This is a genomic window from Streptomyces diacarni, from assembly GCF_003323715.1.
In the GTDB taxonomy this organism is placed as follows: domain Bacteria; phylum Actinomycetota; class Actinomycetes; order Streptomycetales; family Streptomycetaceae; genus Streptomyces; species Streptomyces diacarni.
Genome location: NZ_QOIN01000054.1, coordinates 38,969 through 58,864, shown reverse-complemented (window position 1 = coordinate 58,864; position 19,896 = coordinate 38,969). Strand labels below are relative to the sequence as shown.

The 19,896-nt window shown below is 71.2% G+C and carries 11 protein-coding genes; 7 read left to right on the top strand and 4 right to left on the bottom strand.

All coding sequences use genetic code 11. The annotated features are described in order from the left end of the window. Positions 1-16 precede the first annotated feature (16 nt). Both DTL70_RS27175 and DTL70_RS33725 read right to left on the bottom strand, forming a co-directional pair. Positions 17-2,080 carry a TOMM precursor leader peptide-binding protein gene (locus tag DTL70_RS27175; RefSeq protein ID WP_181861104.1) on the bottom strand — a complete coding sequence of 688 codons (2,064 nt, stop codon included), beginning with the start codon at positions 2,078-2,080 and terminating at the stop codon, positions 17-19. Beyond that, positions 2,077-4,401 (bottom strand): hypothetical protein, encoded by a 2,325-nt coding sequence (locus tag DTL70_RS33725; protein WP_181861103.1) that lies wholly within the window; start codon positions 4,399-4,401, stop codon positions 2,077-2,079. The genes DTL70_RS27175 and DTL70_RS33725 overlap by 4 nt, the downstream gene beginning before the upstream one ends. 837 nt (positions 4,402-5,238) lie before the next feature. On the opposite strand from DTL70_RS33725, the gene DTL70_RS27160 reads away from it, so the two are divergent. Then, positions 5,239-7,035 carry an ATP-binding SpoIIE family protein phosphatase gene (locus DTL70_RS27160; protein WP_114024656.1) on the top strand — a complete coding sequence of 599 codons (1,797 nt, stop codon included), beginning with the start codon at positions 5,239-5,241 and terminating at the stop codon, positions 7,033-7,035. A 197-nt stretch (positions 7,036-7,232) separates the two neighbouring features. Here the strand turns inward: DTL70_RS27160 and DTL70_RS27155 are convergent, their stop codons facing one another. Then, positions 7,233-7,976 carry a VOC family protein gene (locus DTL70_RS27155; RefSeq protein WP_114024655.1) on the bottom strand — a complete coding sequence of 248 codons (744 nt, stop codon included), beginning with the start codon at positions 7,974-7,976 and terminating at the stop codon, positions 7,233-7,235. 171 nt (positions 7,977-8,147) lie between these two features. Continuing rightward, on the bottom strand, positions 8,148-9,365 hold the full coding sequence (locus tag DTL70_RS27150; protein WP_114024654.1) for an ROK family transcriptional regulator: 1,218 nt from the start codon (positions 9,363-9,365) through the stop codon (positions 8,148-8,150). 307 nt (positions 9,366-9,672) lie between these two features. Between DTL70_RS27150 and DTL70_RS27145 the strand changes: the two genes are divergently transcribed. From DTL70_RS27145 to DTL70_RS27120, 6 genes are all read left to right on the top strand, one after another. Next, entirely contained in the window at positions 9,673-11,010 is a 1,338-nt protein-coding gene (locus DTL70_RS27145) for an ABC transporter substrate-binding protein (RefSeq protein ID WP_114024653.1), read from the top strand. Continuing rightward, positions 11,007-11,918 carry a carbohydrate ABC transporter permease gene (locus tag DTL70_RS27140; RefSeq protein ID WP_114024652.1) on the top strand — a complete coding sequence of 304 codons (912 nt, stop codon included), beginning with the start codon at positions 11,007-11,009 and terminating at the stop codon, positions 11,916-11,918. Before DTL70_RS27145 ends, DTL70_RS27140 begins: the two co-directional genes overlap by 4 nt. Then, a complete protein-coding gene (locus DTL70_RS27135) occupies positions 11,918-12,802 on the top strand; it encodes a carbohydrate ABC transporter permease (RefSeq protein ID WP_114024651.1) in 885 nt (294 codons plus the stop codon). Before DTL70_RS27140 ends, DTL70_RS27135 begins: the two co-directional genes overlap by 1 nt. 174 nt (positions 12,803-12,976) lie before the next feature. Continuing rightward, positions 12,977-15,973, top strand: a complete 2,997-nt coding sequence (locus DTL70_RS27130) for an alpha-mannosidase (protein ID WP_181861108.1) — start codon at positions 12,977-12,979, stop codon at positions 15,971-15,973. 83 nt (positions 15,974-16,056) lie between these two features. Next, the gene (locus DTL70_RS27125) at positions 16,057-18,042 is read left to right on the top strand and encodes a glycoside hydrolase family 2 protein (protein WP_245979820.1); all 1,986 of its coding nucleotides are present in this window, start codon (positions 16,057-16,059) and stop codon (positions 18,040-18,042) included. After that, the gene (locus DTL70_RS27120; protein WP_114024650.1) at positions 18,039-19,844 is read left to right on the top strand and encodes a sulfatase; all 1,806 of its coding nucleotides are present in this window, start codon (positions 18,039-18,041) and stop codon (positions 19,842-19,844) included. The genes DTL70_RS27125 and DTL70_RS27120 overlap by 4 nt, the downstream gene beginning before the upstream one ends. Positions 19,845-19,896: the final 52 nt, after the last annotated feature.

Below are 19,896 nucleotides of genomic sequence, written 5' to 3'. Positions count from 1 at the left end.
CATCCCCTCTCCTCCCTCACATGAACGGGTGCGGAGCCGGGTTGAGCTCCGCCGCGGTCAGGTCGTGGTCGCGCAGCCCGGCGCTCCGCAGCGCGGTGCGGGCTCGCACCATGCCGGGCGCCCGATGCCGCCGTGCGCCGAAGTCGATCGGCAGCAGCCCGGGCACCAGCACCCGTACGACGCGCGTGCCGGTCGCCCGCTGTTCGGGGCCCGTTTGGTCGACGACGATCGTGTCGAAGCCCCGGGCCGCGAGCAGATCTCGGCAGTGGCGCACGGCGGCGGACAGATCGATGGCGGGCGGCGCACCGCTGCCGTCGCCGTCCGGGCGCCCGGCGACGCGCCTGCCGTCCTGGAAGACCTCGGTCCAGTGCTGTGGCCGGTCGGTGGAGTCGAGGAGGAACGCGGCGTGCCGCGTCATCTCGGGGAGGCCGTAGAGCGCGGCGTGGTCGGTGAGTTCGCGCACCAGGCCGAAGTCCCGCGCCATGGTGCGCAGCCGGTCCTGGTCGGCGACGGTGCGCTCGGCGAAGCCCGACAGGTGGCTGGCGACCTCGCGTGCCGCCGACTCGGCCGCCCGCTCGGGTTCGAGCGCGGCGGCGCTGGACAGGCACAGCGCGCCCGGCCCGCCGTCCTCGCGGACCGCGACCGCGGTCACGACGGGCACCGGCAGGTCGATCCGGTTGTCGAGGATCCTGAGCAGGTAGCCGCCGCGCCGCATCCGCTCGGCGAGGAAGCGGAGCGGGCGGGAGCGGCAGCTCTCCACCGCGATCGCGGGCAGCCTGGCACGCCCGAGCCACGCCGCCAGGAAGGCGTCCCGCTCCACCACCTCCAACAGCCCGTGCAGCACGGCCTCCTCCAGGCAGGAGCCGCCCGCACACCCGCTGGAGGTCTCGACCGCGAAGTACGGACCAGGACCGGCCAGCCGGTAGCGGACCATCTGCTCGGGCACCAGCACCGGCCGCTCGTCCCGCAGCGACCAGCCCCACACCCACGGCAGGACGAGTTCCTCGTCGTACGGGACGAACTGCGCGGACGCGCCCTCGAAGAAGGCCGCCGGCGGCAGGCCGCACGCCCGCGGATCCACCGAAGGGTGCCGCAGCCGGGACCGCGCGGCGCGGACCGGTGCGCTACCGCCCTCGCGCAGCCCCGCCAGCCGCTCCAGCCCCTCGCACAGAGCGAGGGCGCTGCTGTCCCGGTAGGTGTCGGCGTGTCCGCTCCAGTGGACGTCGAGGAGGCGGTCACCGCCGCGTACCGCGAACCTGCCGCTCGCCGGAGCCGTGTTGGTGGCTTCACGATCCGGCCTGACGCCGGTCCCCAGGGCCCCGCACACCGGGTTGGCGAGCGCGTCGGCAGCCCAACCCGGTACCGCCTGCGCGGGGCTGAGCAACCGGGAGGAGCCGGGCGGCGGCAGGAGGCCGGGTCTCAGGGGGACGGCGGCGCTTCGCGCGGGATCCGGGGCAGCGGCCTCGCGCCCCCCGCACCAGGGGCAGGCGGGGTCGGTCAGCAGCCGGGCCCGCTCCACCCCGAGGGTGTCCAGCGCGAGCCGGCCCACAGCACCGGCACCGGCACCGACACCGGCACCGACACCCGCGACGGCGTCGGCGTCGGCGTCGTCGTCGGTGCCGGCACCGGTGCCGGACGGCTCTCGGTGCCCCGTGGAGAGCGCGGACGCGGCCAGGTGGGCGAGCATGTCGAGGGCGAAGGAGGTCAGATACGGGTTCGGGGCGGCCGCGTGGAGGGGAGCCCGGGGACCGCGCTCGACGGCGTCGCGTTCCACGGCGGGGCGCAGCGCCTGCCAGCGGGTGGCCACGCAGCGGAAACAGGGGCGTCCCGGAGCCGGCCGCACCGGACCGACGGGGCCGACGAGCGCATACCTGCCGTGCAGATGCACTGGGACGAGGGTGGTTCCGGGAAGGGGGCCGGGGGGATCGTCGGGGGCGGCGAAGGCATCGGACACGCCCAACAGCCGTACGTGCACGGCCCAGGGCCCGACGCCGAGGTCCGCCCTGCGCAGCCGAAGCGCCACCTCCTCCTCGACGCGCAGCCGGTCGCACTCCGGCGGAGCCACCGCCGAAGCGCTCACTGCGGTGCCTCCGGGACTTTGCGCAGCAGCACCCGCACGGTCTCCACACCGCCCGCGCGCAGGTCCGGCGGTGTCGTCACCGCGACGAGCACGTCCCGGCCCGGCACCGCCCGCGGCCACGTCGGCTCCTGCCAGGGCGTCGGGGTCGCGTCGGGGCCCGACGGGGAGGCCGGCGATGCGGCTTGTGCGGCCGCCGCCCGCAGGGCTTCCGCGTCGAACCCGGGCACCAGGGGATCGCCGAGGTCCGCCTCTTGTCCCTCGCACGCCAGTTGCAGCGTACCGAGCAGGTCGCGCAGAGCACGAACAACAGCCTCTGCGCGGGTGGCGCCGTGACCCAGCGCCTGAGTGGTGCGGTGGCCCAGCGCCTGAGCGGCACTGTGGCCGGGCGCTCGGGCGGCGCCGGCAGGGAGTGGGCCGGTGACGGTAGGCCGGACGGTGGCGAGTGCGATCACCGCGTGCGCGGGAGCAGCGCCGGGGAGTTCCAGAAGAGTGGCCGACTGGTCCAGGTGCGCGAGCGAACGGAGCAGAAAGCCCACGTCGCCGTCCGTTACGGTGTCAACCGGCAGTATGCGTGCGGTGTCCGTACCGCGCAGCGCCGCCACGACGCCCTCGTAGGCGAGGGCCGACAGCAGCCCCGCCCGCGCGGCGGCCTCGACGGTGGAGCCCGCTCCCGCGCCGGCGCCGCCCGGCTCGAAGTGGCGGTCGCGGTTGAGGGCACCGCCGGGGTGCACCGCCGCGGCCGGCACGGCGACGGTCCGCCCGGACACGGTCAGAGCCTGCCCGGCGGCGGGCTCCCATGTCCACGCGCGCAGCCACGGAGTCTGCCCAGGGCCGCCGTCCGGTCCGCCCGGCTGAGCCGTGCCGCTCCAGGTGCTCAGTTCGTGGCCGGGGACGCGCACGCAGGAGGCGTCCGCGAGATATGGTGCGGCGCTCCGCGGCATGCCGTGCGCGTGCAGCAGCGACTCGTACACCAGCGCGGCCGAGGTGCGGGCCGCCGCCCGCGCGTCGGTCTGGGCGCCGAGAGCGAAGGCGGTGACGGCCCGCGCCGGGATGGCGGACGGGCCGGGCGCGGCCACCTCCACGGCGGCGGCGCGCAGCGGGGACTGCGCAAGGGCGTCGTCGGCGTAGCGCCGGAACACCCCCGCGTACGTACCGAACAGCACCTTCTCTTCCCCGGCACGTGATCCGCCCGGAGGGCGCGGCCCTGCGGATTCGCCGGCGCCGCTCCGGGGGACGGGCTGCTCACCGCACGCCTCGCAGTCGGGATGGGCGAGCAGTGTCTGCCGGGAGGTCTCCAGGGTCGCGCAGTCCTGGAGGAGGAGGGAGCCCGCGCTTTCCGCGGGCAGGGCCCCCGTGCGGTACCGGAAGACGTCGAAGGCGAGTGTCGTACCGAGCATGCGCCCGAGCTGCGCGTCCGGTCGGCCCGCGGAGCGTCCCGTGCACGCGGCCCGCAGGAACGCCGCGGCGGCTGCCGGTTCCAGGCCGGCGGCGAGCCGCAGCACGGCGCACTGCCAGCAGCCCGCGGCCCGCTCCGGGTCGCCCACCGCCTCGCGGTGACCGGTGCCGGACACCAGCGGTCCGATCACCGCTGTGCCGTCCAGCACGGTCAGCGGCAGCAGAGCCGGGCCGCCGCCGAGCGCCGCGCGGTTGCGGTCGAAGAGCTCTCCGTGTCCCGTACCGCACGCCACGACCACGTCCGCGTCCCGGTTGGCGTCGTCCGGCCCGTCGCTGCCCTCCCGCGTCGGACACAGCTCGACCTGGGCCTCGCACCCGGCGGCGTGCAGCTCCTCCAGTTCCGGTTCCAGCCGCGCCGACAGCTCGGGGCCTCCGGTGAGTGTGACGGTGCGCAACCCGTTGCGCAGCAGGGTCGCAGCGCAGCTCTCGGCGGCCTCGCCGTGGCCCGCGATCAGCACCCGGGTGTCGCGGAAGCGGGCGAAGGCGGCGGCTGCCGGGCCGCCGAGCTGATGGTCGAGGTAGGCGAGTTGGTCGCCGAAGCGGGCCGCGACCTTCTCGGCCGGCGGTCCGTCCCCGTCACCTCCAGCCGGCTCCGGGGGACGCAGATCGTGCACGACGCCGCGCTCCAGCAGCGTCCGCACGATTGCGGCGACGGCGTCCGCGCGCTCCCTGGGCAGTCCGTCGCACAGTTCGGCGACCGTGTTCGCCCCGGTCAGGTGCGGCGCCAGACGGCACATCCACGAGTAGGCGGTACGCCCCTTGAGTACGAACTGACCCTCGGGATACTGGAGGAGCACTCCATGGTCGGTCGCCGTGAACAGCGCGTCCGCCCGCAGCCTGGGGCGTATGTCGTGGAGGGCGTCCACCTGGCGGCTCCGGTGTCCTGTTGCCCGCACCCGCCCTTCTCGCGGGCCAGTGCGTGCGTGGTCGAACGGAAGAGTGATCAGGGACGGTACCCGGTCCCCGGGCACGGTGTCAGCGGAGATCGAAAACCCGCACCCGCGCGACCGGGCGAAGTGCACGGCCCGGACGTCGTAGCTGTAGCTGTAGCTGTAGCTGTAGCTGTAGCTGTAGCCGCAGCCGCAGCCGCAGCCGCAGCCAGCCTGTCCCTGCCGATGAGGCGGTGACGGAATGCCGGGCAGAGCCGGCCGACTGGTGCTGGACTCCAAATCGGCCTCGCCATGAGCCGGCTTCCTCACCTGCTCCGAGGGCGCCGCCCGTTTCCTCGGGGAGGCCGGGGGCCTGCTGCTCGGCATGGGCCCCGGCCCCCTTCCAGGCCCGCAGCCAGCGGCCTCGTCCGTCCAGCCGATGGAGGGGGGCGTTCGCGCGTCGGCAAGCTCACCTGAACGGAGCAATCGATGCGGTCCGTACGACATTGCCGGCGGCGCACGCTGCCGCCGGAGTGGCGCGTAGCCGGTCCGTCCCGGACCACCCGCGTGGCGACCCACCGCCCCCGGGCGTGGCCACCAGTTCCTGAGCTCCCGCCGCCGCGTCCCATCTGGCGGCCACACCGCTCCCGCGGAGCACCCCGCGCCGCCGGCACAAGCTGCGGCACCCCCTCCACCGTCGGACGATGACGTCAGCGCGACACCAGGACGGCATGCGACACCAGGACGGGACGCGACGCCGGGACGGGACACGACACCGGGACGACGAAACACGACACCAGGACGGGACGCGACACCGGAACGGGAGGAGCCTCGATGGGCCGGGAGCGGTTCGAGGACGAGTCGGAAGAGGTCAGGCAGGTAGAGGCCCTCAACGACATGTCCACCGCGGCGCGCATCCGCCGCGCGCCGCCGGCAGCCGACCCCCGGCCCCCGCAACGGCCCGCACACGCCCGCACCGCCCCCCGCCGCCGGGATGCCGCCCTGCTGGAAGCCGGCTACGGCATGTCCGGGGCCACCTCGATGCACCACGTACTGCAACTGGCCTCCCAACTGCACGACGAGAGGTTTCCCCTGGACGGCCAGATGGTCTTCAGCGTCACCGAGGACGCACTGTGCTCCATGGGCCGGCACAACATGCCGCTGAACGCCGAGGAACCCTTCCAGGTGCGGCTCGACTCCGCGTACCCGGCAGCCGAAGCAGCCCGCACCGCCGAACCGGTCTATCTCGCCTCACCGGACGAGTACGCGGCTCGCTTCCCCGCCACCTACCAGCTCGCCGCCCGCGTGGGGCACGAGGCGTGGGCCTGCTTGCCCCTGACCGTCAGGGGAGAGCTGGTCGGGGTGTGGCTCGCCGCCTTCAGCGAGCCCGTCGCCTTCACCGCGGACGAACAGGACCTGCTGGAACTGACGGCGGAACTGCTCACTGCGGCCGTGGAAGACATGCAGGCCGCCGCCGCCGAATACACCCTCTCCCAACGCCTCCGGCACAGCATGGACCAGTCCGTCGCCCCACAGGGCTTGACCGTGGCCGCCCGATATGTTCCCACCGGTGGCGGCCTCCTGGTGGGCGGCGACTGGTACGACTGCATCCGGCTGCACAACGGCAACCTGGCGCTGGTCATCGGCGACGTCGAAGGCAGCGACGTCCACGCCGCCGGCGTCATGTCCCAGCTGCGCACAGCCGTGCACGCCTACGCCCTGGAAGGCCACGGGCCCGACTCCGTCCTGACCCGTGCCTCCCGCTTTCTGAGCGGCCAGAACAGCGAGCGGTTCGCGACGTGCCTCTACGCCGAAGCCGATCCGACCAGCGGCAAGCTCCACCTCGCCCGCGCCGGCCACCCCCACCCGGTCCTGCGCCTGCCGGACGGCACCTGCCTGCTCAAACACATCCCCGGCGGCCTGCCCCTGGGGCTCATGCCCGAGGCAGACGACTACCCGGTCACCACGCTTGCTCTGGCCGGCGACGAGGTCCTGATGCTGTGCACCGACGGGCTGATCGAATCCGGCGGACACGACATGTACACCGGCTGGGTGCGTCTCCGCGACGTCATGTCACCCGCACCCGCAGGCGATCTGGAGGGCATGGCCGAACGTCTGCTCCACGTCGTGACCGATTCCCTGCCCCCACACGCCGACAGGCGCAGAGAGGCCCGTGCCGACGACATGGCCCTGCTGCTCGTGCGCCGCGACCCGGTCGGCCACACAGCGGAACCCCCGCTCCGCCACCTCGCCCTGACCGTCACGCAGGAGCGCGCCGATGGAGTCGCCTTGGCGCGTCAGGAGATCAGCGGCCTCCTGCACGACTGGAGTGACGCCGACCGGGTGGACAGCGCTGTCCTGCTCACCACGGAACTCATCGGCAACGTCATGGTCCACACCGACGCACCGGCCAGCGTCCACGCCGACCTCACCTCGCACCACAGCCTGTACGTGGGGGTCACCGATGGCGGTGACGACATGCCGCACCAACTCAGCCCCGGCGAACTGGCGCCCGGCGGGCGGGGGCTGATGCTGCTGGACGCGCTTGCCGCCCAGTGGGGCGTGCGTCCCGAAGCAGAAGGCAAGACGGTCTGGTTCGTCATCAGCGACGCGGAGACCGCCCCTCCGTGAACTCGGCACGGACCTGAGCCACCCCTTTGTGCCGGCGGCGGCCATGTCCGTTCAGCCACAAGGGGAGGTTTCGACGTCGCGCGGCCCGGACGCCTGGTACGGCTCCAGGGGAGAGTCGCCGTCGCCGCCGAGCTGGTCCGGCGGCCCCGCACCCGGTACGGCTTGGGCCACACCCGGGGTGCGGCCCAAGCACCGCGTCACGCCGGCGCCAGTACGTCAAACTCGTTGCCTTCCGGGTCGACGAGGCACGTCCACGGCACGTCCTCGCCCTGTCCGAGGTCGATGTCGGTGGCGCCGAGGGCCCGCACCCGGGCCACTTCCGCTGCTCGGTCGCCACCGGGGTACGGGCGCAGGTCGAGGTGGACGCGGTTCTTCACGGTCTTGACGTCGGGCGTGCGCACGAGCCGGAGGTAGGGGCCGACGCCTTTGCCTGAGCGGAGCACCGCATGGCCGTCGGTCACCTCGTGCAGGGTCCAGTCCGTTGCCTCGTCCCAGAACCGGGCCATGGCCCGCGGGTCCGTGCAGTCGGCCACGATCGCGGCGATCGGCCCGGTGTCACGGTAGCTCTCCCGAGGCTCCGCCACGCAGAACTCGTTGCCCTCCGGATCCGCGAGAACCGTCCACGGAACGTCGCCCTGGCCCACGTCGGCGGGCGTCGCGCCGAGCCCTTGGAGACGCGCGACGAGCTCCGCGTGGTGGGCCGGAGACGTGGTGGCGAGGTCGACGTGCACACGGTTCTTCACCGTCTTGGGCTCCGGGACGGTGATGACATCGATGTAGACGGTGGCGGGGTCGGGATAGGCGAGTCCCTCGGGTTCGAGGTTGGTCACCACGCCGGGTACCTCGACGGAGGAGTCCCAGCCGAGCGCCTGCGCCCAGAACCGGCCGAGTGTGGAGTCGTCCTGAGCGTTCATCGCAATCTGCACCAGCCGCATCGTCATGGCCGTGATCCTACGTACGACGCCGCGCCCGTGGCACACGCATTTACCGCTGCCGCGACCCGAGCCTGCCGGTTCAGGCCCCGCCCGTCGTGCAGCCGCCACACATCCGGCTCGCAACGGCGCGGCGGCAACGTATGCCCGGCCGTCAGCCGTCTGCCATCTGTTGGGCCGTCAGCCCACCATCAGGGCGGAGGCGCGAGGTGCGAGGAAGTGATCCACCACCAGTTCGGCGGCGCCCTGCGCGGCCACGCGGTCGCCCACGGAGGACCCCCGCACCTGGATGTTGTCGCGTGCTCCCACCAGTTCGCGCTCGACGGCAGTGGGGAGGACGGGGAGGAACGCGGGGCTGAGCCGGTTCCACAGCGGGCCGCCGATCACCACCCGCGGTACGTCCAGCAGGTTCACCAGCACCCCGAGGCCGACGGCTACTCGGCGTGCCGCGTGGTCGAGGATGCGCGCTGCGCCGCCGTCTCCCGCGGAGGCCAGGGCGCACAGTGAAGTGCAGGCGTCGTCGATGGCGACGTAGTCGCTGAGGTTGGGGAGCGGAAGAAGCCCCACGCGGGCGGCCTGGAGGACGAGCGCCTCGGGAACGCACGCCGCGGCCAGGCCGCCGCGCCGGCCGCTCCACTCCAGCCTTTCGGCGTCGGGGTCGACGATCAGGTCACCGATCTCGCCGATGTTGTTCGTCGTGCCGCGCAGGACCTGGTTGTCCAGCACGACCGAGGCGCCGACGCCCGACCCCAGGTAGAGGAAGAGGAAAGTGTTCGACGCCTCCGAGGAAGAGCGGAGTTCGGCTGTGGCGGCGGCCGTGACGTCCTTGTCGAGGAGGACGGGCAGTCCGGTCGCTTCGTGCAGGTCGGCGCGTAGCCGGACGTCGCGCCAGTTGGGCAGCTGGGGCGGATCGAGCAACAGCCCCGCGTCGACGTCGAGCGGGCCCGGAGCGGCGATTCCCAGTCCGAGTACCCGCGGGCGGGCGATGTCGGCCTTGGTGATCAGACCGTCGACGGCGTCGGCGATGAAGGCGGTCACCTCGGACGGGTTCGTGGCCTGTGGCGTGCGTTCCTGGCGTGCCAGCCGGACCTCGCCGTCGAGATCGAGGAGGACGATGGTCAGCCGGGCCGGGTCGATGTGCACACCGACGGAGTAGGCTCCGTCCGGATCGGTGACCAGCGGTATGCTCGGCCGGCCGCGCGTGTTGCCGCCCGGCGCGCTTTCGCGGACCAGACGGTCGTCGATCAGCCGGCGCGTGATGTTGGTGATGGTCTGGGAGCTCAGTCCCGTCGCGCGTTGCAGGTCGGCTCGGCTCACCCCGCGCGACCTGCGGACCACCTCCAGCACCACCGACTGGTTGTAGTCCGCCAGCCGGAGCTGGTTGCTGCCTCGCCGCATTCCGAACCTCCCTGCCTTCTCCGGCAAACCTTCGCACGCCCTCCCCGAAGGCCCCCGCGCTCCGCCTTCCTGCCGCCCGCTTTCCTCCGAGACTCTCGAAACGGCGCGTGCCCCGCGGGCTCCGCAGAAGTTTCCCAGGCGGATGGGGGAACCGCGCTCCGCCGTGCTGCCCCGGCGGGGCACCGCACACGCTACGGGACTTCGCGTCATCTCTTGACGGCGGTTGAGCCCTCTCCATAGCATCACCGAACTTTATCCAATCCGATTGATTAAAGCAGGGATCGAACCACGGCCAGGAGAGGTGACCATGCGGCGCAACCGTGTCCTTGCCGCTGTCGCGGCCGGACTGCTGCTCACCGGAGCGCTCACGGCCTGTTCGGCCACCGGTGAGGGCGGCCCCGTGACCGTCAAGCTGTTGCAGTTCCAGGAGGCTCGCGCCGATGTCGTCAAGGACCTCATACCGGAGTTCGAGAAGGCGATGGCCAAAAAGGGGCGCCCCGTCAAGGTGGACCTGGTCACCGACATCCTCACCGACGACCAGTTCCGGACCAAGATCACACAGCAGTTCTACTCCGGCACGGCACCGGACGTCGTGGACATGGGCGGCAGCAACGTGACCGGCATGGCAGGCGCCGGCTACCTCCTGAAGCTCGATACGTACCTGCGCACATGGGACGGCTGGGACGAGTACTACCCATCCGTCAAGAAGGGCGCACGGCAGCGCGACGGCAGCTACTACTCCGTCCCGCACGAAGCGAGTGTGCAGAGCCTCTTCTACCGCAAGGACGTGCTGCAGCGGCTGGGCATCGACACCGCGCAGCCCCGCACCTGGAACGAGCTGATCGCCAGGCTCAAGAAGGTCCGCGCCAAGACCGGTGAGGCTCCCCTCGTCATCCCCGCCGGGACCGCCTGGGGCGGCGGCTCGTGGACGGAGGGCCTCCTGCCCATCGTGGCCGGCACAGGCAGCACCCTCTACGACGAGAAGTCGGGGAAGTGGAAGCTCAGGAGCAAGGGCCTCTCGGCCACCTTCGACCTGTACGCGGACCTCGTCGAGGCCGACCTGCTTCCCGTACGCGACCTGCACAACCCGAACCCGTGGGAGCCGACGAAGTACGAGAAGTTCCCCCAGGGCACACTTCCGGTCGCCGCCCAGGGCAGCTGGGGATGGAAGTACGACTGGGGCCCCGAAGGGGCGGCACCGATCAAGAACTCCCGCGAGAAGATCGGCACCTGGGACTACCCGGCTCTGGTGCCGGGCACCGAACCCGCCCCGATCAGCGGGGGTGGTTTCGGCTACAGCGTCAACGCCGACGCCGCCCACCCCGACGCCGCCGTCGAACTCGCGAAGTGGCTGAGCTCGGGCAAGGCACTGGCCAGGCAACTGACCGCGGTGGGCGCCGTCTCGCCGCGTGCAGGCCTCGCCGACACCGCCCCCTACAGCAACGAGCCATCCCTGCTCCAGGCGGAGGGCAAGCTGAAGTCCAGCATCCAGCCACCGCTCGGTGACGGAGAGGACCGGGTCTCCCAGGCGGTCCAGAGCGCGACGGCGAAGATCCTGGCCGGTGAGGCGGACGGCAGCCAGGCCGCCGACGCCTTCGCCGAAGAGGCCGAGCAACTGCTCGGCAGCACTCGGGTGGCCGAATGACCACGGTGAAGAACCCCGCCGCCCGGCCGACACGGCGCCGGCGTGAGCGTGCCGCGCTGCCCCTGCTGCTCGGCCCCTCGGTCCTCTTGATCGCGGTCTTCGTGATCGCCCCGGCTGCTTACGGCGTCTACCTCGGCCTCACCAACACGCAGCTGACCGGGTTCGCCGCGCGCGACCCGCAGTTCGTCGGGCTAGAGAACTTCCGGAACCTGCTCGGGTCCGCGGACTTCCTCGAATCGCTGGGCCGTACGGGAGAGTTCGTGCTCTGGTCGGCCATCATCGGCCAGACGGTGCTCGGCATGCTCGCCGCACTGCTGCTGCGCCAGAAGTGGTTGCGAGGTAAGGGCCTGTTCGGTGCGCTGATGCTCCTGCCGATGGTGGTGCCCGAGGTCGTCGCGTCGTTGACCTGGGCGAGCGTGCTCTCCTCGGAGAGCGACGGCACGTTCAACCGGCTGCTCGGGCTGTTCGGTTCGGGAGCCGCGGCGCCGTTGCAGGAATACCCGATGGCCTCGGTGATCCTCATCAACGTGTGGCGCGGTATCGCATTCGCCATGATCATGTTCCAGGCCGCGCTGGAGGACGTGCCTGACGAGCTGATCGAGGCCTCGCGGATGGACGGCGCGAGCGCACTGCAGGTCTTCCGGCACATCACCCTGCCCCTGATCCGCGGACCGGTCTTCCTCTACCTGCTGCTGACCACCATCACCACGGTCGGCGTCTTCGGCCTGGTCTACTTCCTCACCCAGGGCGGTCCGGGCCAGGACACGGAGATCACCTCCATCTACATCTTCCAGAGCGCCTTCAAGTACTCCCAGATCGGCCTGGGCAGCGCCGCCTCCGTGATCCTGCTCATCCTGCTGACGATCCTGGGCATGACCTACGCCCGGCTGGCCAAGGTGGAGGTCTGATGGCGGCCACGACAACCATCGAGCCGAGGACGGCCGCAGGGGCGGTCGGCCCGCGTCGCCGCAAGCCCATGTGGGCGGTTGTGCAGCGGGTGCTGCAGTACGTGCTGATGGTGCTGCTCGCGCTGTTCTGCGTCGTACCGTTCGCATGGGTGGCGCTCACGGCCGTGGACGCCGACGGCGGGCCCACGGTCGGCCTTCCGGCGTTCACGCTGGACAACTTCGTCCGGTTCTTCACCGACGGCGCCACACCGCGGCTGTTCCTCAACAGCGTCATCGTCTCCTTCGCCGCGACCGCCCTGAACCTGGCCTGCGGTGTCCTGGGGGCCTACGCGCTTTCCCGCTACCGGTTCCGTGGACGCCGAACCTTCATGTTCGCGATCCTGCTGATCCGGGTGATCCCACCACCGGCGACGATCGTCGCCCTGTACCTGCTGATGGTCAGGATCGAACTGGACGACAGCTATCTCGGCCTGATCCTGGTCGAGGCGTCGGCGGCGCTGCCGATCACCCTGTGGCTGCTCAAAGGCACCATCGACGCCATTCCGTATCAGCTGGAAGAGGCGGCGTGGCTCGACGGCTGCAGCCGGTTCGGCACGATCCGGCGCATCATCCTGCCGCTGGTAGGACCGGGGCTCGGGGCCGCCGCCATGCTGACGTTCATGGCCGTGTGGGGCGACTTCCTCACCCCGCTCGTGCTCTTGCAGTCGCCCGACCTCTATCCGCTCTCGATCGGCCTGTTCCGCTCGTTCACCGCCTTCAACCAGGTCGACTGGGGGGTCCTCGCCGCGAGCGCCGTCGTCTACATGGCACCGCCCGCCGTGCTGTACCTCTTCCTGCGGCGACACCTGATGCGCTCCAGCCTCGGCGGCGCCGTCAAGGCCTGACCCCACGCCGCAGCCCGTCACCCACCGGCACAGACCTCCCCTCTGCATCTGAAGCAGCCTGAAGCACCCCCGACGCACTCAAAACCGGAATCACCAGCAGTACGAAAAGGAGACGCTCTCTTGGCTGACGACAATCCGCACGGCCGGGTGCAGCTCGACGCCACCGCTTTGGCGATGCAGCGCGTCCGGCGGTTCACCAGGTTCCGCATCCGGCCCGCTGTCCACCGCGACACCCGTCCGGTCCGGATCGCCGCGTGGACGGTCGGGGGCGAGCCCGTGCCGTTCGCCGAGGCGGTCAAGGAGCGGTTCGCGCCCTTCACTCTCGGCCAGGCCTGGGGCAGGCCCTGGGACACCACCTGGTTCGAGGTCAGCGGCGAGGTACCGGGGGAGTGGGCCGGCGAGGAGACCGAACTCGTCGTCGACCTGGGGTTCACAGGAGATCAGCCCGGCTTCCAGGCCGAGGCGATGGTCTACCGCCCCGACGGAGAGATCGTCAAAGCGATCGAGCCCTACAACTCCTGGGTCCCCCTCCCCAAGTCCGGCCCCTTCCGGCTGCTGATCGAGGCCGCGGCGAATCCGATCGTGCAGGTGCCCTACGAGTACGAGCCCACGGCGATGGGCGACAAGGCCACCGCGGGCGAGGAGCCGCTGTACCGCCTCAAGCAGCTGTCGGTCGCCGTGCGCGAGGAGCAGGTGTGGGAGCTGCTGCAGGACGTGGCCGCCCTCGACGGACTGGTCGACGTCCTGCCGGAACAGGGCTCGCGGCGCGCCGAGATCGTCGTCGCGCTGGAGCGCATGGTCGACGTCATGGACCCCGAGGACGTGGCGGGCACGGCGGCGCGCGGCCGCGAGGTCCTCGCCCCCGTACTGGCGGGCCGAGCCGCCGACAGCTCCCTCATCGTCTCCGCTGTCGGCCACGCCCACATCGACTGCGCCTGGCTGTGGCCGGTACGCGAGACCGTACGCAAGGTGGCGCGGACGTTCGCCAACGTGCTGGACCTGAGCGAAAGCCACCCGGAGTTCGTGTTCGCCGCCTCCTCGGCGCAGCAGTACGCCTGGCTCAAGGAACACCAGCCGGGCCTGTTCGAACGGGTCAGGGCGGCGGTGGCCGCGGGTGTCATCCGCCCGGTCGGCGGCATGTGGGTCGAATCCGACACGAACATGCCCTCAGGTGAGGCACTGGCCCGCCAGTTCGTGCTCGGCAAACGCTTCTTCGCCGAGGAGTTCGGCGTGGACAGCGAGGAGGTGTGGCTGCCCGACTCCTTCGGGTACACCGCCGCGCTGCCGCAGATCGCCAGGGCGGCGGGCGCCCGCTACTTCCTCACCCAGAAACCGTCCTGGAACGAGACCAACGCGATGCCCCACTCCAGCTTCCTGTGGGAAGGCATCGACGGATCCCGGCTGTTCACCCACTTCCCGCCCGCCGAGACCTACAACTCCGACCTCGGTGCCGCGGACCTCGCACGCACCGAGCGGACGTTCCGGCAGAAGGGCGCGGCCCGGCACGTCCTCGGACTGTACGGGTGGGGTGACGGCGGTGGCGGCCCCACCAGGGAGATGCTGGCAGCGGCCCGGCGCAAGCACGACCTGGACGGATCGCCGCGCGTGCGGATGGACGACCCGGACAGCTTCTTCCGCACCGCCGAGGCCGAACTGCCCACGCCGCCCGTATGGGTCGGCGAAATGTACCTCGAACTGCACCGCGGCACGCTCATCTCGCACGCGCGGAGCAAGCGGGGCAACCGGCACAGCGAGGCCCTGCTGAGGGAGGCCGAGCTGTGGGCGGCGACAGCTGCTCTGCGCGGCAACACCCCTTACCCGTACGACGAGCTGCGGCGGATCTGGGAGACGGTACTGCTGCTCCAGTTCCACGACATCCTGCCGGGCACGTCGATCGCCTGGGTACACCAGGACGCCGAGCGGGACTACGACCGGGTGGAGAGCGAGCTGCAGGCCCTGGTGACGAGCGCGCTCGACGCACTCGGCGGCGCTGACGGCGGGGGAGAGGGGGAAGGCGACGACGGCCGCGCACCGGTCGCCGCCAACGCGGGCCCCTACCCGCTGCACGGCGTACCGGCGGCGGGCATCGGCCCCGCCTCGCCACCCCAGGCGGCGGCCCCCCATCAGGTGAACGACCGGTTCGTGCTCGACGACGGGGCGCTGCACGTCGAGATCGACGGACGCGGCACCCTCGTCTCGGTCCTCGACACGGTCGCAGAACGGGAGCTGCTGCCCCAGGGCGTCGCCGGCGGAGTCCTGCAACTCTTCCGCGACACCCCGCGCGAGTGGGACGCGTGGGACATCAACGACGAGGACAAGCGCAGCGGTCACGACCTCGTGGAACCGGTGTCCATCAGCATCGCCGACGACGCGGTCGTGGTGCGGCACGAGCGCGGCCAGACGGCGATCACCATGTGGGTGCGGCTGTCCGAAGGCAAGCTCACCTACGCCTTCGACATCGACTGGCACGAGTCGCAGAAACTGCTCAAGCTCGCCTTTCCGCTGGACATCAGGACGGACCGGTCCACCTCGGAGATCCAGTTCGGTCACCTGCACCGGCCGATCCACCAGAACACCTCCTGGGACACCGCCCGCTTCGAGACCGTCGCGCACCGGTGGGTCCATGTCGGCGAGCCAGGGTACGGCGTCGCCCTCGCCAACGATGTCGTCTACGGTCACGACATCCGCAACGCGCAGGCCCCCGCAGGCCGCCCGATGACGACGGTGCGGCTGTCCCTGCTGCGCGCGCCGCGCTACCCCGACCCGTCAGCGGACCAGGGGCGGCACACCTTCTCCGTCAGCCTGCGCCCCGGAGGGATCCCCGAGGCCATCGCGGACGGGTACGCGCTGCAGCTGCCCCTGCGCACGGTGCGCGGCGCCGCGGCGCAGCCGTTGCTGGAGGTCTCCGACCCCGCTGTCGTGGTGGAGAGCGTCAAACTCGCCGAGGACCGCTCGGGCGACCTCGTAGTGCGCCTCTACGAGGCACACGGCAATCGCTCCCGCGCCACCGTGCGCACCCACTTCTCCTGGCGCGAGGCTGTGGCCACCGACCTTCTGGAGCGTTCCGTGGACAGCGAGGCGCTGTGCGAGGCAACCCCCGAGGACGGGGTCGCACTGGAGCTGCGCCCGTTCGAACTGCTCACCCTCCGGTTCCGCGACCCGGTGGCCTGAGAGCCGGCGGGTGGCGGCACCCGCCGGCGAACTGTCGACGCACCGAGATGAGCTGAGACCAGCTGAGTGGAAAGGTGGCTCCCATGCCGGCTGACGATCGGACCGACCCGCCCCGGCCGGAGTATCCGCGGCCGCAGTTCCAGCGCGACCGCTGGCAGAACCTCAACGGCAGATGGGGGTTCGAGACCGACCGGTCCGACACCGGCCGGGAGCGCGGGCTGACCGGGAGGGAACTGTCCGGCGAGATCGTGGTCCCCTTCGCCCCGGAGGCCCGGCTCTCGGGGGTCGAGGAGCAGGACTTCCTGCGCGCCGTCTGGTACCGCCGCACAATCACCGTCCCACCGCAATGGGCAGGCGACCGGGTGCTGCTGCACTTCGGCGCGGTCGATCACGACGCGACGGTGTGGGTGAACGGCATCGAGGTGGGCCGGCACCGCGGCGGCTTCTGCGGCTTCAGCCTCGACGTCACCGACGCCGCACCCGCGGGAGAGCCGGTGCCTGTCGTGGTCCGGGCCCGCGACGACCCCGAGGCGCCACAGGCCAGAGGAAAGCAGTCGGTGCGCTACACGCCCCGCGCGGCCACCTACAGGCGCACCACGGGCATCTGGCAGACGGTGTGGATGGAACCGGTGCCGCAGACCGCCATCCGCCGCCCCCGCATCACACCGAACGTGGCGGCAGGAGCGTTCGAGGTGGAGGTGCCGCTCTCGGCGAACCTGCCCGGCGGCGTCGTCCACGTCCACGTCAGCGACGGCGCGGGCGAGGCGGTCAGCGGCACCGTGCGCGCCGACCTCGACCTCACACCCCGGCTCAGCCTGGTCCTGCCACCCGAGCGGGTCCGGCTCTGGTCGCCGGACGACCCCCATCTCTACGGACTCGACATCGAGCTGCGCGACGCGGACGGACGCGCCGTCGACACGGTGGAGTCGTACGCAGGGCTGCGCAGCGTCGCCATCACCGGCAAGCAGATCAGGCTCAACGGCGATGTCGTCTTCCAGCGACTGGTACTGGACCAGGGCTACTACCCGGACGGGCTGATGACCGCGCCCACCGACGCCGATCTCGTGCGCGACATCCAGCTCGGCCAGGCGGCCGGCTTCAACGGCGCACGACTGCACCAGAAGGTCTTCGAGGAGCGCTACCTCCACCACGCCGACCGACTGGGCTACCTGGTGTGGGGCGAGTTCGGCGACTGGGGCTGCAACACGGGCGAGGGCCAGTCCACCAACCAGCGACCGGACGCGTCGTACCTCCAAGAATGGCTGGAGGTACTGGAGAGGGACCACTCCCACCCGGCGATCATCGGCTGGTGCCCGATGAACGAGACCTGGCAGGACTACGGCGACAGGATCACCGCGCTGGACGACGTCATGCGCGGCATGTTCCTGGCCACCAAGGCCCACGACACCTCCCGGCCCGTCCTCGACACCTCCGGCTACGCGCACCGGATCGCCGAGTCCGACGTGTTCGACAGCCACGACTACGAACAGGACCCGGAAGCTTTCGCCGCCGCGCACAGCGCACTCGCCGACGGCGAACCCTACGTGAACCGGTCGGACACCACTGGCCACTCCTGGTCCATCGACTACCGGGGGCAGCCCTTCTTCGTCAGCGAGTTCGGCGGCATCTGGTGGAACCCCGCCGAAGCCGGGCGGCCGCAGACGGCCACCGGGTCCTGGGGCTACGGCGACCGCGTACGCAGCGTCGAGGAGTTCCACACCCGATTCGACGGACTCGTCGGCGTGCTGCTTGACCATCCGGACATGTTCGGCTACTGCTACACGCAGCTGACCGATGTTTTCCAGGAACAGAACGGGATCTACGGATTCGACCGGTCGGAGAAGTTCGAGATCCGGCGCATCCGCGCGGCTCAACTCCGCCCCGCGGCCATCGAAGCCGACGCAAGGCAGCAGCGCGCCGGCACCGACGCCACCGACGGCAAGGACGGGCGACGCCCCGCGAACGGACGAGGCCCCGCGGAAGCGCCACACCCCACGGAAGAACCGGGCTCGACGAAAGGGCCACGCCCCACGGAAGCACCAGGCCCGGCAGGAGGAGCACACGCATGAAGGCCGTCATGGTCATGTTCGACAGCCTGAACCGGCACCTGCTGCCTCCCTACGGCGCCGACTGGGTCCACGCCCCGAACTTCGCACGCCTCGCCGCCCTGTCCACCACGTACGACAACTGCTACGTGGGGTCGATGCCCTGCATGCCGGCGCGCCGCGAACTGCACACGGGCAGGCACAACTTCCTGCACAGGAGCTGGGGCCCGCTGGAGCCGTTCGACGACTCCATGCCCGAGATGCTCAAGCAGCACGGTGTGTACACCCACCTGGTCAGTGACCACCAGCACTACTGGGAGGACGGCGGCGCCACCTACCACGGGCGCTACAACACCTGGGAGTTCTTCCGGGGCCAGGAAGGCGATGCCTGGAAAGGGCAGGTGGCCGACCCCGTACCGCCCGACGACCTCCACAGCAACCGCAACGACCTGTGGCGCCAGGACTGGATCAACCGTGCGCACATGGACACCGAGGACAAGCACCCGCAGACGCTCACCTTCGACGCGGGGCTGGAGTTCCTGCGCGTCAACCGGGACCAGGACGACTGGTTCGTGCAGATCGAGACCTTCGACCCGCACGAGCCCTTCTTCTCGCACAAGAGCTACAAAGACCTCTACCCGCACGACTACGAGGGCCCGCACTTCGACTGGCCGGACTACACCAAGGTCACCGAGGCCGAGGAGCAATCCACCCACGCACGCTTCGAGTACGCGGCGCTGCTGTCCATGTGCGACAACTCGCTGGGCCGAGTCCTGGACGCGATGGACGAGCACGGCCTGTGGGACGACACCCTGCTGATCGTCTGTACCGACCATGGGCTGCTGCTCGGTGAGAAGGGCTGGTGGGGCAAGCTCGTCCAGCCCTGGTACAACGAGCTGTCGAACATCCCCCTGTTCGTGTGGGACCCGCGTCGCCCCGCACACGCGGGCAGCCGCCATTCGGGCCTCGTCCAGACCATCGACATCGCCCCGACACTGCTGGAGTTCTTCGGCGTCGACCGCACCCCCGACATGCAGGGCCGCCCCCTGGGCGAAGCGACCGACGGCTCCCTGGGCGAGGTGCCGCGGCGCCAGTCCGCGGTCTTCGGCATGTTCGGCGGCCACGTCAACATCACCGACGGCCGCTGGGTCTACATGCGTTCCTGCCACGACGCGACGAACCAGCCCCTCTACGAACACACCCTGATGCCCACACACGGGCGGGGCCGCTTCACCCCCGCCGAACTGGCCGACGCGGAACTGGCGGAGCCCTTCGACTTCACCAAGGGCGTCCGAACACTGCGGGTCCCCGCCAGAACAGCACCCGGCTTCGACCCCTCACGGTTCGGAGCGCTGCTCTACGACCTGGCCGACGACCCCCGGCAGGAGCGGCCGGTCGTGGACGACGACGTGGAGCTGCGCATGCTCCGCCTGCTGGTGCAGCAGCTGCGCGACGGCGACGCTCCACCGGACCAGTACGAGCGCCTCGGCCTGCCCCGCACCCCGGAGGAGGTGACCACGGCATACCTTCAGGTCGCCGCGCACCGGGGGCAGCCACGGCAGTCGGCGGCGCTGGATCACGCGCCGCGGGCCGACGAGTTCCCCGAGGGCAGGCTCGGACTGCGTACGCCGCTGGCCGTACTGCTGTCCGACCCGGTGGCCGTCGAAGCGGTGCGCCGTTTCGTGCCCGGCCTCACCGACTCCGAGCTGCTGACGATCCGGGGTTCCACGTCGCTGCTCCAACTGGCCGCCGCCACCGGGCAACCCGACCGCGACCAGCTGACCGGACTGGCGAACGAACTCGCGCGCCTCTTCCCTGGGAACTGAAACGACGAAGATGCGCGACGCGGTCTCCGGGCGGATTCCGTCCGCCGGAAGC

Bases quoted from the DNA above. Each gene is read 5' to 3' on its own strand.
- DTL70_RS27145 (WP_114024653.1), top strand. From the start codon at position 9,673: ATGCGGCGCAACCGTGTCCTTGCCGCTGTCGCGGCCGGACTGCTGCTC.
- DTL70_RS27160 (WP_114024656.1), top strand. From the start codon at position 5,239: ATGGGCCGGGAGCGGTTCGAGGACGAGTCGGAAGAGGTCAGGCAGGTA.
- DTL70_RS27125 (WP_245979820.1), top strand. From the start codon at position 16,057: ATGCCGGCTGACGATCGGACCGACCCGCCCCGGCCGGAGTATCCGCGG.
- DTL70_RS27155 (WP_114024655.1), bottom strand. From the start codon at position 7,976: ATGACGATGCGGCTGGTGCAGATTGCGATGAACGCTCAGGACGACTCC.
- DTL70_RS27140 (WP_114024652.1), top strand. From the start codon at position 11,007: ATGACCACGGTGAAGAACCCCGCCGCCCGGCCGACACGGCGCCGGCGT.
- DTL70_RS27150 (WP_114024654.1), bottom strand. From the start codon at position 9,365: ATGCGGCGAGGCAGCAACCAGCTCCGGCTGGCGGACTACAACCAGTCG.
- DTL70_RS27120 (WP_114024650.1), top strand. From the start codon at position 18,039: ATGAAGGCCGTCATGGTCATGTTCGACAGCCTGAACCGGCACCTGCTG.
- DTL70_RS27130 (WP_181861108.1), top strand. From the start codon at position 12,977: ATGCAGCGCGTCCGGCGGTTCACCAGGTTCCGCATCCGGCCCGCTGTC.
- DTL70_RS27135 (WP_114024651.1), top strand. From the start codon at position 11,918: ATGGCGGCCACGACAACCATCGAGCCGAGGACGGCCGCAGGGGCGGTC.